General features: G+C 59.9%; 15 protein-coding genes. 10 read left to right on the top strand and 5 right to left on the bottom strand.

The features are described 5' to 3' along the window. Both GPS82_RS10435 and GPS82_RS10430 read left to right on the top strand, forming a co-directional pair. On the top strand, window positions 1-819 hold an 819-nt coding region (locus GPS82_RS10435; protein ID WP_296494290.1), incomplete at its 5' end, for an XdhC family protein. A 2-nt stretch (window positions 820-821) separates the two neighbouring features. Next, a complete protein-coding gene (locus tag GPS82_RS10430; RefSeq protein WP_363717462.1) occupies window positions 822-1,361 on the top strand; it encodes a nucleotidyltransferase family protein in 540 nt (179 codons plus the stop codon). Window positions 1,362-1,784: 423 nt separating this feature from the next. On the opposite strand, the gene GPS82_RS10425 is transcribed toward GPS82_RS10430, so the two are convergent. The 5 genes from GPS82_RS10425 to GPS82_RS10405 form a co-directional block, all read right to left on the bottom strand. After that, complete coding sequence (locus tag GPS82_RS10425; protein WP_296494287.1) at window positions 1,785-2,186, bottom strand: biotin/lipoyl-containing protein; 402 nt, start codon at window positions 2,184-2,186, stop codon at window positions 1,785-1,787. Between the two features lie 11 nt (window positions 2,187-2,197). Further along, a complete protein-coding gene (locus tag GPS82_RS10420) occupies window positions 2,198-2,473 on the bottom strand; it encodes a hypothetical protein (RefSeq protein ID WP_296494285.1) in 276 nt (91 codons plus the stop codon). Window positions 2,474-2,483: 10 nt separating this feature from the next. Then, window positions 2,484-4,022 (bottom strand): acyl-CoA carboxylase subunit beta, encoded by a 1,539-nt coding sequence (locus tag GPS82_RS10415; RefSeq protein ID WP_296494293.1) that lies wholly within the window; start codon window positions 4,020-4,022, stop codon window positions 2,484-2,486. A gap of 21 nt (window positions 4,023-4,043) precedes the next feature. Continuing rightward, window positions 4,044-5,543 (bottom strand): methylmalonyl-CoA carboxytransferase subunit 5S, encoded by a 1,500-nt coding sequence (locus tag GPS82_RS10410; RefSeq protein ID WP_296494283.1) that lies wholly within the window; start codon window positions 5,541-5,543, stop codon window positions 4,044-4,046. A gap of 131 nt (window positions 5,544-5,674) precedes the next feature. Then, the gene (locus GPS82_RS10405; RefSeq protein ID WP_296494280.1) at window positions 5,675-6,859 is read right to left on the bottom strand and encodes an ABC transporter ATP-binding protein; all 1,185 of its coding nucleotides are present in this window, start codon (window positions 6,857-6,859) and stop codon (window positions 5,675-5,677) included. A gap of 58 nt (window positions 6,860-6,917) precedes the next feature. On the opposite strand from GPS82_RS10405, the gene GPS82_RS10400 reads away from it, so the two are divergent. The 8 genes from GPS82_RS10400 (at window position 6,918) to GPS82_RS10365 (ending at window position 12,560) form a co-directional block, all read left to right on the top strand. Then, window positions 6,918-8,543, top strand: a complete 1,626-nt coding sequence (locus GPS82_RS10400) for an iron ABC transporter permease (RefSeq protein ID WP_296494278.1) — start codon at window positions 6,918-6,920, stop codon at window positions 8,541-8,543. Window positions 8,544-8,615: 72 nt separating this feature from the next. Further along, on the top strand, window positions 8,616-8,960 hold the full coding sequence (locus GPS82_RS10395) for a metalloregulator ArsR/SmtB family transcription factor (protein ID WP_296494277.1): 345 nt from the start codon (window positions 8,616-8,618) through the stop codon (window positions 8,958-8,960). A gap of 169 nt (window positions 8,961-9,129) precedes the next feature. After that, window positions 9,130-9,357: a sulfurtransferase TusA family protein gene (locus GPS82_RS10390; protein WP_296494274.1), complete on the top strand. Its 228-nt coding sequence runs from the start codon at window positions 9,130-9,132 to the stop codon at window positions 9,355-9,357. A 39-nt stretch (window positions 9,358-9,396) separates the two neighbouring features. After that, window positions 9,397-9,867 carry a DsrE/DsrF/DrsH-like family protein gene (locus tag GPS82_RS10385; protein WP_296494272.1) on the top strand — a complete coding sequence of 157 codons (471 nt, stop codon included), beginning with the start codon at window positions 9,397-9,399 and terminating at the stop codon, window positions 9,865-9,867. Window positions 9,868-9,873: 6 nt separating this feature from the next. After that, window positions 9,874-10,758, top strand: a complete 885-nt coding sequence (locus tag GPS82_RS10380; RefSeq protein WP_296494270.1) for a hypothetical protein — start codon at window positions 9,874-9,876, stop codon at window positions 10,756-10,758. Window positions 10,759-10,786: 28 nt separating this feature from the next. Next, window positions 10,787-11,896 (top strand): YeeE/YedE family protein, encoded by a 1,110-nt coding sequence (locus GPS82_RS10375; RefSeq protein WP_296494267.1) that lies wholly within the window; start codon window positions 10,787-10,789, stop codon window positions 11,894-11,896. After that, window positions 11,893-12,270, top strand: coding sequence for a thioredoxin domain-containing protein (locus GPS82_RS10370; protein ID WP_296494264.1), 378 nt, complete (start codon window positions 11,893-11,895; stop codon window positions 12,268-12,270). Before GPS82_RS10375 ends, GPS82_RS10370 begins: the two co-directional genes overlap by 4 nt. Then, window positions 12,267-12,560 (top strand): TusE/DsrC/DsvC family sulfur relay protein, encoded by a 294-nt coding sequence (locus tag GPS82_RS10365; RefSeq protein ID WP_296494261.1) that lies wholly within the window; start codon window positions 12,267-12,269, stop codon window positions 12,558-12,560. The genes GPS82_RS10370 and GPS82_RS10365 overlap by 4 nt, the downstream gene beginning before the upstream one ends. The last annotated feature ends 468 nt before the right edge of the window (window positions 12,561-13,028 follow it).

Raw genomic sequence — 13,028 nt, 5'->3', positions numbered from 1 at the left:
ACCAAGGCCCAATTTCAAGTGGTTGACGGCACTCAGGTCGCTTTGGATCAACCTGCCATGGTCGTCTATGGTGTCAGCCGGGAAGAAGCCTCACGCTTTGGCCTGCCTTGCGGTGGCACCCTGCGCTTGGTGCAGGAACCCTTGCTTGACACCGGCTGGTTGACTCAACTGCTGGCGCGCACCGCCGATCACCAACTGGTGGCGCGTACGCTGACCTTGGCGACCGGTGCTGTGAAACTTTCCACAGCCGACCGTGGTCAAGCGACGTGTTTTGATGGCGCTACCTTGACCACGGTGTTTGGCCCCAAGTGGCGTCTGCTACTCATTGGCGCGGGGCAGTTATCGCAAGCCGTCGCCCAGATAGCAACCTTGCTTGATTTCGAAGTTCTGGTTTGCGATCCGCGCGAAGAATATGCCGCGACGCTGGTGGCTGGCATGCCGGGTGTCCAACGAATCGAAGGCATGCCTGATGACGTCGTTCGCGAACTGGTGCCGGATGCCCACACGGCCATCGTGGCGCTCACCCATGACCCAAAACTCGACGATATGGCTTTGCTCGAAGCGCTGCAATCCAATGCTTTTTATGTCGGCGCTTTGGGCTCGAAGCGCAACCAAGAGACTCGCAAGCGGCGACTGGCTGAACACTTTGAGTTAAGCTTTGAGGAGCTAAGTCGCCTTCATGGTCCGGTGGGTCTGGCGCTGGGCGCAAAAACACCAGCCGAGATTGCGGTCTCCATCGTGGCCGAGATCGTGCAGGTGAAAAACGACATTGCTGCCTTTAGGTCAATATCCCCTTTGCAAGGTTACGTGCCGCTTTGAGTTTGCCCACTGTCATCATTCTGGCCTCAGGACGCGGGGAGCGGTTTACGGCATCGGGTGGCAGCACCCACAAATTGCAGGCCAATTTGGCGGGCAAGACGGTTCTAGAGCGTACCTTAGAGGCCGTTCGCGGAAGTGGCCTGGCATGGCATCTTGAGCAGGGGAGTCATCGCGGCATGGGTGACTCGATAGCAGCGGCGGTGCACAAAACATCTCAAGCCAGAGGCTGGCTGATTCTGCCAGCGGATTTGCCGCTCATTCAAAGTGACACCCTCTGGGCGATTGCGACTGCACTGAAGGGACATGACGTGGTCGTACCGGTATACCGTGGACGACGTGGTCATCCAGTCGCTTTTTCTTCTGTTTGTCATCAAGCTCTTCTGAACTTGAATGGAGACCGGGGAGCAGTTTTCGTCGTACGCAAATATGGAGCTATGGAGTTGGCCACGGAAGATATCGGTTGTGTTACCGATATTGACACTGTCGATGACCTCCATACCGCAGAGGATCTATTGCGCAGAATGGAAGCCTTAGCAAAATGAATGTTCCATCGTTTCTTTCACAATGGACGTGGAAGGCTCGATTCAACTTAGAGCGAATGATATTTGGACTTCAATAGGCTTGTCGACACTGCGGAAGAGTCGACAAGGACCATAACTTACTTTAGTCACCACAGGTTCAGTGATCGCAATTGGGCATCCGTCCCCAATATATGCAATTAATCTTGGATTCAACCGGTCGACTCTGGTACCCCCGTTGGCTGAAATTTCACCCAGAGAGCTGTCTATCTACCTACCCGAACCAACGTCGGTTGTCGGGTGGGCAATTTGAATTTCTGTAGACCCGCTCCCGCTGCACTCCCGACGCTGAAGCCAGCACGAATCTTGAAGCTCAAGCGCTGGTCCACTCGGCCAATCTTTCCAAGCTGGCTAGCCGATCAAGCCCAAGCGGGGCTACGAGTAATTTCAGTCAAACTCAACCAGCACATCGCCGGTTTGCACGCGGTCACCTTGCGCGACCTTGATGGAGGTGATCACGCCCGAAACCGGTGCGGTGATATTGGTCTCCATCTTCATGGCCTCCAGCACCAGAATCGAGTCGCCCGCCTGAATGCTGGCGCCGGCGCTGGCAATCACCTTGACCACCACGCCGGAAACCGGGCTGCGGCAGGCTTTGCTTTCGTCGGCCACAGCAGGCGGTGCTGACCCGGCTGACTGGCCCGCCGAAGGGGCATAGGCGCTGGCAGCGCTGCCAGCCAATCGCGCCGTGCCTACGGGGTAGGCCGGGGGCAGGCTGGCATGGTCTGTCTCAGCCACCTCAACCTCTACTTCAAAGATTCTTTCGTCCAGGGTGATGCGTAGTTTCACGGGTGTTCCATTCAATGAGTGTGGTGCGAGGCGTGTGTGCCCATGCGCCCGACCTGTGCCCAGGCGCTGGAGTGCAGCAGGCGCACCTGACGGATGCGCGCGCGCACCCCGAGAAAGGCCGCCACGGCAGCCGAGATGGCCAGCATGTCTTCTTCACTGGGCGCGACACGCACTGCTGCAGCTTGGGCCGCGTTGTGTTCCAGTGCGCTTAAGCGCAACTTGAGGGCGTTGATTTCCTCACGCATTTCTGCGACAAGCGCCAGCGGGTCGTTGGTTTGTGCTTGCATGGTGGTCATCCTAAAGCGGCATCAGGCCGTGCTTTTTGTGCGGCCGTGGCACACGCTTGATGCGCAGGTATTCCAGCGCTTGGGCGATGTGGCGGCGGGTGTTTTTGGGCTCGATCACCGAGTCCACCAGCCGCTGTTCGGCCGCAACATAGGGGTTGGAGAAGGTGTCGCGGTAGTTCTGGATCAGTTCTTTGCGGCGTTGGGCCGGATCTTGCGCTTCGCCAATTTCCTTGCGGAACACGATTTCTGCGGCGCCCTCGGCCCCCATCACGGCAATCTCGGCCGTGGGCCAGGCAAAGACGCGGTCGGCATCGAGGTCTTTGCCGCACATGGCGAGGTAGGCGCCACCATAGCTCTTGCGCAAAATGACAGTGATCTTGGGCACCGTTGCTGCGGCGTAGGCAAACAGCAGTTTGGCGCCGTGGCGGATGATGCCGCCATATTCCTGCTCCACCCCCGGCATGAAACCGGGCACATCGACCAGGGTGACCAGCGGAATGTTGAAGGCGTTGCAAAAGCGGATGAAGCGCGCCGCCTTGTTGGAGGCATTGATGTCCAGCGCGCCGGCCAGTACCGCAGGCTGGTTGGCGATGATGCCCACCGAACCGCCGCAAATGCGGGCGAAGCCCACCACGATGTTCATGGCGTAGCCCGCCTGGACTTCGAAGAAATCGCCAAAATCGACAATTGACTCAATCACCGCGCGCACGTCGTAGCCCTGCTTGGACTCCTCGGGCAGGATGGTTTCCAGCACCGGGTTGGGCTCTACCGAGCGGTCACCCTCGGTCTGTGGCGGGTCTTCCAGGTTGTTGGACGGCAGAAAACTGAGCAGCTTGTGGCACAGCAAAATGGCGTGCTGGTCGTCGTCGGCAATGAAATGGATCACACCTGAATGCACCATGTGGGCGTCGGCACCGCCGAGCTCTTCAGCACTGACGTCTTCCCCGGTAACTTGCTTGATCACTTGCGGCCCGGTGATGAACATCTGGGCCTGACGCGTCTGGATGATGAAGTCGGTCAGCGCCGGGCTGTAGGCGGCTCCGCCGGCACAGGGGCCACAGATCAGCGAGATTTGCGGCACCGCACCTGAAAGCAGCACGTTGGCGTGAAACACCTTGCCATAACCCGACAGCGAGGCAATGCCCTCTTGCACCCGCGCGCCGCCCGAGTCGTTGATGAACACAAAGGGTGAGCCGGTGCGCAAGGACTCTTTCATGATGTCGGCGACCTTGATCGAATGCATCTCGCCCGCCGAGCCACCAGCCACCGTGAAGTCCTGGCTGGCCAGGTGCACCAGTCGGCCCTTGACCGACGCCGCACCGGTCAGCACACCGTCTGCGGCCAGGGTCTTGCCCTGCATGCCGAACGCGGCTGAGTGGTGGTTGACAAAAAGGCCCACCTCGTCAAAGCTGCCTTCATCTACCAAAGCCGTGACGCGCTCGCGCGCCGTCAGGCGGCCGCCCTTGCGCTGCTTGTCCTGTTTGTCGGCGCCGCCACCCAGGTAAGCCTGCGCTTGCCGGCGGTGAAGTTCTTCAATTTTTGTTTGCATGGCAGTCATGGTGTTCCCTTTTTATTTTTCGATGGGGGTCACAGAAACCCGGTGCGAACGGCCGTTGAGCTTGACGTCGTAGGTCACTGGCGTTTGCACCGACGTGTTCGCCGAAGCCGATTCAACCGGGTTGCCGGCCACCTTTGGCTCGCGTCCAAGGTTGAGCGGCCCTTGCGCGCGCTTGTCAAAAAACCCGGGTGCCACCTGCGGAAACATGGCGTAAGTCAGCACATCTTCTTCACTGCCATTGAAGCCGGGCAGGGCGCCAGCGGCGGTCTGCAGGCTTTCCCATTCGGGTTGCAGCAGGTCGGCGGGGCGGACCTCGATGGCGGGTTTGTGTGCCTGTGCTTCGGCCAGTGCCAGCACTTCAGGATCACGTTCGCCCGGTGTCTTGCCGTAGTAGCCCAGCATCAGGTCAGCGAACTCACTCGACATCACCTTGTAGCGCCCCATCAGGACATTGAAGACCGCCTGGGTTCCGACAATCTGGCTTGACGGCGTGACCAACGGCGGAAAGCCGGCATCTTCACGCACGCGTGGCACTTCGATGAACACTTCTTCGATGCGGTCCCCGGCATTTTGCTGTTTCAGCTGGCTTTCCATGTTGGAAATCATGCCGCCCGGGATCTGGCTGTCGAAGATGTCGGTATCGACTCCGTGGATGCTCGACATGAAAGCCTGATAACGCGGGCGCAACGCCGCAAAATGGGTTTTGATGCGGTGCAGGCAGTCCTTGTCCAGGAGCGCCTGGTAACCCGTGCCGTCGAGCATGGCCACCAGACTTTCCGTCGGGTTGTGGCCAGGCCCCAGGCTCAGTGAGCTGATGGCAGTGTCCACACCGTCGGCCCCGGCTTCGATCGCCTTCATCAGCGACACCAGCGTGACACCGGTGGTGGCATGGGTGTGAACGTGAACGCGCACACTCTCGCCACAACGTGTCTTGATGCCCTTGACGATGTCATAGGCGGGCTGGGGCTTGAGCAGCGCCGCCATGTCTTTCAGGCAGATCGAGTCGCAGCCCAACTCGACCAGGCGCTCGGCCATATCGACAAACGTTTCGGTGGTGTGCAGCGGGCTGACTGTGTAGCAAATGGTGCCTTGCGCGTGCTTGCCGTTGCGGCGCACGGCCTGCACCGAATGACGGATGTTGCGGATGTCGTTGAGGGCATCAAAGACGCGGAACACATCCATGCCGTTTTCTGACGCCTTGTCCACAAAGCGGTCCACCACGCTGTCTTCGTAATGCCGGTAACCCAGCAGGTTTTGGCCGCGAAGCAGCATTTGCAGGCGCGAATTTGGCAAGTGGGTGCGAAAGGTGCGCAATCGCTCCCACGGATCTTCATTGAGAAAGCGGATGCAGGCGTCAAAGGTGGCACCGCCCCAACATTCCACCGACCAGTAGCCTGCCCGGTCGATGTCGGCGCAAGCCGGCACCATGTCCTCAATCGCCATGCGCGTCGCCAAAAGGCTTTGGTGCGCATCTCGCAGGCACAATTCCGTGATATCGATGGTCTTTGTCAATTGGAACTCATTTCTTGAAAAACGGGTACAAAAATGGCGGGTGGAGGTGCCCGCTGTTTGCCTGCAGCCATCACAGAGGCGCAGTCAAAACATAGGGTTAACCCTTACATTCTATCGAATGCGAGGACGGGTCAATTGGCGATGGCGTCATAGGCAGGTTTGGCCGCATGCCATTTCACGGCTTGATCCAGATCAGCCGGTCGCGCAGTGTGCTCGCAGGGCATGCGGCACATGCGGCCGTCGTGTTGCGGGCAGTCGCGGTTGAACGTCACCACATGGTCCACCTGGGCTTTGATGCCGATCCACTCGCCCAGAGAGTGGTCGTGGTGGCTCGGCACCAGCGCCATCACGGTCTCGCCCGTGGCCAGTCGCAGCGTGTACAAAAAATCTGCGCCGCGAAAAGCCTTGCGCATGATCTGCGCCTTCACCGGCGCATCGTCGTCGTGCACGATGTCGTCGGCGCGCAGCAACACATCACAGACCCCGCCCGAGTAGGCGCAGGGCAGCGGGCACTCCGACATGTCCGACAGGTCGCCCAGCGGCGTTTGCACCACCACTTCGCCTGCCACGTCGCGGATCACGGCCGGGGTAAAAACGCCATGGCCGATGAATTCGGCAACAAAGCGCGAGGCCGGCCGATGGTAAAGCGTGTAGGCGTTGTCCCACTGGTGCAACTGGCCCTGGTGCATGACGCCAATGGTGTCGCCCACGGCAAAGGCTTCCAACTGGTCGTGGGTGACGAACAGGGCGGTGGCGTTGGCTTCTTTCAGGATGCCGCGCACTTCATGCGCCAGGCGTTCGCGCAAGTCCACATCGAGGTTTGAGAACGGCTCGTCCAGCAGCAGCAGACGCGGTTTTGGGGCCAGCGCGCGCGCCAGGGCCACGCGCTGTTGCTGTCCGCCCGAGAGTTCGTGGGGGAAGCGTTTTTCCTGGCCTTGCAGCCCAACCAGCGCCAGCACCTCGGCCACGCGCGCCTGGCGCTCGGGGCGCGGCAAATGGTCTATGCCAAAAGCGATGTTGCGGCCAATGCTCAGGTGCGGGAACAGCGCGTAGTCCTGAAACACCATGCCCACCTGGCGCGACTCTGGCGGCAGCGAGTTGCCTGCCTGGCTCACCACCTGGCCATCCAGGCGGATGACGCCGGCGCTGGCGCTCTCCAGCCCTGCCACCGCGCGCAGCAGCGTGGTCTTGCCACAGCCGGACGGCCCGATCAAGACACCAATGTCGCCAGCGCCCAGCCCAAAAGACACATCACGCACCGCAGGGGTGCTTTGACCGGCATAGGTAACGCTGAGGTGGGAGACTTCAAGAAACATGAAAATGATTGTAAATGCCTACAATTCGCATTTACTTTTTTTGTTCCCTTACCCTTACATGCTACTGCTCAGGCTGCGTCAGTTTTTGTTTTTGTTGCTGACGGCTGTCTTCATGCTCCCGGTGCTGGCAGTGATGGCTTCCTGGCTGTCCATGGGCGGTGCCGACGATGCTGCCTGGCAAATTCTGCTTGAGATGGCGCAAACCGTGTTGCCCGATTACCTGGGCACGACGCTCGTCCTGAGTGTGCTGGTGGGCGCGGGGGTTGTGGTGGTTGGGTTGAGCTGCGCCGTTGCCGTGACACTGTTTGATTTTGCCGGGCGGAAATTTTTTGAGTGGGCGCTGCTATTGCCGCTGGCCATGCCGGCCTACGTGGTGGCCTATGCGTACACCGACTTTTTGCAGTTCAGCGGTCCGTTCCAAACCCTGGTGCGCGAGCTCACGGGTTGGCAAGGGCGGGTGTTTCCCGAGGTGCGAAATGTGGGTGGCGCGGCCTGGGTTTTTGTTTTTTCGCTCTACCCCTATGTTTATTTGCTGGCGCGGACCGCGTTGAGCGAGCGTGCCGCGCATCTGATGGAGGCTGCCCGTCTGCTGGGTGCGCCCATGCGCCGGCGCATGTTTGAAATCGCCATGCCGTTGGCACGACCAGCGGTGGCTGCTGGCACCGCGCTGGCGCTGATGGAGACACTGGCTGATTTTGGCGTGTCGAGCTACTTTGGCATCCAGACCTTTACCGCGGGCATCTACAAGGCCTGGCTGTCAATGGACAACCGGCTGGCGGCGGCCCAGTTGGCCACCGTGCTGCTGGCGCTGGTGGCCTTGCTTTTGTTTCTGGAGCGCCGCTCGCGCCAGAAACTTCGTTTTGCCGCCAGCCGGGGCGCCCGCGCCGGTTCCATGGATGCGCGACCTTTGCGGCTGGCGGGCGGGCAACAGGCACTGGTCTGGCTGCTGTGCGGCGTGCCGGTGCTGGCGGGGTTTGTGCTGCCAGTGCTGTTCATGCTGCGCCCGCTGATTGCCGACTGGTCGGTATTGTCGTGGGGCTCGTTTTTGGGCTGGACCCTGAACAGCGTGCGCCTGGGTGCCATCAGCGCGGTGCTGGCGGTGGCGCTGGCGCTGGCGCTGGCGTTCAGCGTGCGCCGCCGCCCCGATGCACCGACCCGCTGGGCCGTGCAACTGGCGGGCCTGGGCTATGCCGTGCCGGGCGCCGTGATTGTGGTGGGTCTGCTGCTGCCGGTGGGTTGGCTGCAGGCGAGGTGGCCCGAGAGCGGCGTGGGTTACCTCATGACGGCCACGGCTTTGGGCTTGGTGTGGGCTTATCTGGTGCGCTTTTGTGCCGTGGCGCTGCAGTCGGTGCAAAGCGGGTATGCCCGGATTCCGGTCAGTTTTGACGATTCGGCGCGCATGCTGGGAAGCGGCGAATGGGGGCTGCTCAAGCGCGTGCACTGGCCCCTGCTCAGGCGCTCCACGGCAGTTGCCTTGTTGCTGGTGTTTGTCGATGTGATGAAAGAGCTGCCCGCCACCCTGGTGCTGCGGCCGTTCAACAGCGACACACTGGCGGTCGTGGCCTACCAGCTGGCGCGCGATGAGCGACTGGGTGAGGCGGCGCTGCCCTCATTGGCGCTGGTACTGGTGGGGCTCATACCGGTGATCATGCTTAGCCGCACGCTCAGGCCGGGCGCAAGCTGAACGTAGAATTGCAGCCTGTAATTAAATAATTCAGCCCGTCTCAGGTAGATGGGCAAATAAGGACAAGTCATCATGCCGCTTCAGCCGAAATCGTCAGATACGCCAAAAGCAGCCAAAACCGATGAGACGTTCGAGTCAGCGGCCAACCTGTTTCGTGTCATGTCGGCGCCGATGCGGCTCAAAATCATCGACTGTCTGTGCGATGGCGAAAAAAATGTGAGTTACCTGCTGACGCAAGTCGACACCACCCAGCCCAACATGTCGCAGCACCTCAACACCTTGTACCAGGCGGGCATTCTGGGGAAGCGCCGCGATGGCGTGCAAATTTTTTACCGCATTGCCGACATGCGCATCGTGTCAATCTGTGAGGCGGTCTGTCACGAAATCAATCGCAAGACGACTGACACGTCTGAGTGACTGATTTTTCAGTCGCATAACCCATATGGGCTACCCAGCCCCACCCTTCGCGGTGATAGACGCTGGGAACCGGGTCAACAAAAATCGGCAGGTCGCAACGCGTTGTCTCTGAGGGGCAAGGCGGTTTGATTTATTTCGGCTGCAAGCCATCAACTTACGGAGATACCCCATGGAATTCAACAAAGAATTTGACGCGTCCGGCCTGTCCTGCCCACTGCCGATTGTCAAGACCAAAAAAGCGCTGAGTGACATGGCTTCTGGTCAGATCCTGAAAGTCATCTCAACCGACCCGGGCTCAGTCTGCGACATGGCTGCCTTTGCCGAGCAGACCGGCAACGACCTGCTGGAGCAGGGCAGTGAAAACAGCAAATTTGTGTTCTTCCTCAAAAAGGCCTGATCTCCCACCCAACCCTGCAATTTAATCCGGAGCTCACGCATGGCAACCAAAAAAATGGCCTTGATCGCCACCAAGGGAACGCTTGACATGGCTTACCCGCCATTCATTCTGGCCTCCACCGCCGCTGCGTTGGGCTGGGATGTGCAGATTTTCTTCACCTTTTATGGCTTGCAGTTACTGCGCAAGAATCTGGATGGCATCAAGATCAGCCCGTTGGCCAACCCGGCCATGCCGATGCCTGTGCCGATGCCCGTGATGGTGCAAATGCTGCCGGGCATGGAGTCCATGGCGACCATGATGATGAAGAACAAGATGAAGTCCAAGGGTGTCGCCTCGCTGCAGGAGTTGCGCGACATCTGCCTTGAAGCCGATGTCAAGTTTGTCGCCTGCCAGATGACCGTTGACTTGTTTGAGTTCGAGGTCAGTGAGTTCATCAAGGAGGTGGAATACGGCGGAGCCGCCACCTTCATGAAGTTCGCTGGTGAATCCGATGTCTGCCTGTTCATTTAAGCCATGATGAAACGACTGCTTCTGGGCGCAGCCCTGTGGTGCGTGGCACAGCTGAGCCTGGCGCTGTCACCTTATATCTACGCCAGCAAACTGCCGGCAGGCGAGTTGTCCGCCCAGTTGGCCCAGGTTGAGAAAAAGCTCCAGGCAGAAGGCTTTGTCGTGCTTGGCCAGCACACGCCCAAGGGCGTTGCCGGGCGGGCCAGTCTGGTGGTGTCAGACCCGGCCCTGCTGGCTGCGATTCGCGCCAAAGGACCCAGCAGCGCCATCGTTGCCTCAGGGATTCGCGTCGGGGTTGCCAGCGATGGCAGCGTGTCGTACATGAACCCGGACTACTGGTACCGGGCTTACCTGCGCGGCAATTTTTCTGGCGCGCAGGAGGCAGTCAACTCGGTGCAGAAGCGCCTCGTCCTGGCGTTGGGCGAGGGGGCAGGCTTTGGTGGTGATGTGCCACAAGCCGAATTGACTGGCTACCGCTACATGTTCGGCATGGAGCGCTTTGACTCGGCCAATAGCGAACTTGGCAGCCACGCCAGTTTCGACGACGCCCTGAAGGCGGTGCAGGCCAATCTGGCCAAGGGTCTTGGCGACACCCGTCGTGTCTATGAGGTGGTCATGCCGGAGAAGAAAATGGCGGTCTTTGGCGTTGCCATGAACAGCAGCAGCGACGGCGAAGGCTGGTGGGTCAACAAGATTGGCACTGATTTTCCGGCGGCGCTGCCTTATGAGCTGTTCATAGTGGACAACAAGGTGTACGCCCTGTATGCGCGCTACCGCATCGCACTGGGCTGGCCGGCGCTGGGCATGGGCCAGTTCATGACCATCATCAATGCGCCAGAGGCCATCCGCGCCACCATGGTTCGACTGGCCACCGCCAGCGCGCCGGGTCAATAAATCAAGCAAGCCCCACCGGGAGCCGTCAATGACAGAAGCAAGCGATTTGAGCAGCATGGTGGTGTGGGGCGGCTTTGCGCTGGCCTTCATTTTTGGCGCTGTGGCCAACAAGACCAATTTCTGCACCATGGGCGCGATCTCGGACGTGGTCAACATGGAGCACTGGGGCCGCATGCGCATGTGGCTGCTGGCGATCGCGGTGGCCATGGTGGGCACCAACGTGTTGTACCACCTGGGTCTGATAGATTTGTCAAAGTCGATCTATGTTCGCCCCAGCCTGCCCTGGCTGTCGCTGGTGCTGGGCGGCGTGGTGTTCGGTATCGGCATGACCATTGCCGCAGGTTGCGTCAACAAAAACCTGGTGCGCCTGGGCGCCGGCAGTCTGCGCTCGCTGGTGGTGCTGGTGTTTGTGGCGATCTCGGCCTACATGACCCTCAAGGGATTGTTCGGCCAGTGGCGTGCCGGCTACCTGGACCCTGTCACCCTCGATCTGTCGCAGTGGGGCCTGGCGGGTCAAACCCTGCCGCAAATTCTGGCCAAGCTGACCGGTCTGGCAGAAAAGTCGGCTCTGGTCGTCAGTGTCGCGGTGCTGAGCCTGGGTCTGGCGGCTTTTGCCCTCAAGGACAAGCGCTTTCGCGGCAATCCGGTGCAATGGCTGGGCGCCGTGGTGCTGGGCTTGCTGATTGTGGCCGCCTGGTACCTCACCGGTCACCTGGGTTTTGGCGAGAATCCCGAGACCATGGAAATGGTTTACTTCGCCACCAACACCCGCACGCTGGAATCGTTCAGCTTCGTCGCGCCAACCGCCTTCAGCCTTGAGTTGCTGATGCTCTGGACCGACCAGTCGCTGCGTGTGAGCTTTGGCATTGCCAGCGCGATTGGCATTGTGCTGGGGTCATTTGTGTATGCACTTGCCAGCCGTCAATTTCGCTGGGAGGGTTTTGCCTCAACCGAAGACTTGCGCACCCAACTGCTGGGCGCCGTGCTGATGGGTTTTGGCGGTGTCACGGCCCTGGGCTGCACCGTGGGCCAGGGCATGACCGGCGTCTCGACCCTGGCATTGGGTTCTTTCATCGTGCTGGCCAGCATCATCGGTGGTGCCGCTGCCACCATGCATTACCAAAACTGGCGCGCTTGAAACCGAAGCCGTTCGTTGTTGACGCCGACGAGTCGAATTTTGAAGACTCGGTGGTGGCGCGCTCGCACCAGGTTCCGGTGCTGCTCGACATCGGGGCTGAATGGTGCGGTCCGTGCCGGGTGCTCACGCCCTTGCTGGAGCGCCTGGCGCAAGACTACGCGGGGCGCTTTGTGCTGGCCCGGGTCGATGCCGATGAAAATATGCGCATCGCCGGGCGCCACCAGGCCAAGGGTTTCCCTACCGTGATCGGCTACAGTCACGGTCAGCTCACCGACCGTTTTCACGGCATGCAGACCGAAAGTTTTTTGCGCCGTTTTTTGGACCAGCTTCTGGCACACCACGCCAAATCGACCCAACAGGAGAATTCACAATGAACTTGCCAGAACGCGACGGCGACGGTTACCTGACCGACATGGGTGACTGGACTGAAGAAATCGGCCGTGCCATGGCCGAGGCCGACGGTTACGAGCTCGATGATGTCAAGTGGTCACACATCATCAAGGCGCGCGCGTATTACGAAGAATTCGGCAGCGTGCCGCCCATCCGCAAATTTGCCAAGTACATCGACGAAGACCAGAGCGCCGTTTTCAAATTGTGGATGACCGGGCCGATGAAGCCGATTACCAAGTACGGCGGTTTGCCCAAGCCTACAGGTTGCGTTTAAGGTGTGAGAGCCTTGTCATTGCGAACGCAGTGAAGTAATCCAGGATTTCTGAATTGCCTGGGTGAAAATGCCAATTCGAATTGGTTAACAGTACCCGCGCAGCAGCTGGCTTTGGCGGCTTCCTCATACTGGAGTACCAGAAATTGTCAGCCCCCAAAGCCAACCACTGCGCTAGCGCTCGTGCCAGTACATCGGACATGCAGCTGTATTTGCCTTGGTCTTCAAAACCTCCTCGTATCACCACATCGCATGGCAACCGGTAGGGGTGGTCACCGATTTCTGGTACCCCAGTATGAGGTGGCCGCCCCTACCGGTTGCCACGCGCAGCACCGCTGTTTGAACGCGGCAAGAAAAGCTAGCTGGCGAATTTTTAACGGATGTCTGGTTTGCTGCCAACAGGCCCGCGACGACGGATCTGCCAAGCACCGATGTGCTCCACAATGGTTTGCCAGGGCAGGTCGAGCAGGC

Origin of the sequence: Rhodoferax sp., assembly GCF_011391645.1 — a bacterium.
Classification (GTDB): Bacteria; Pseudomonadota; Gammaproteobacteria; order Burkholderiales; family Burkholderiaceae_C; genus Rhodoferax.
Note: the sequence above shows the minus strand (reverse complement) of the source record. Positions and strands in the feature narration are given on the sequence as shown.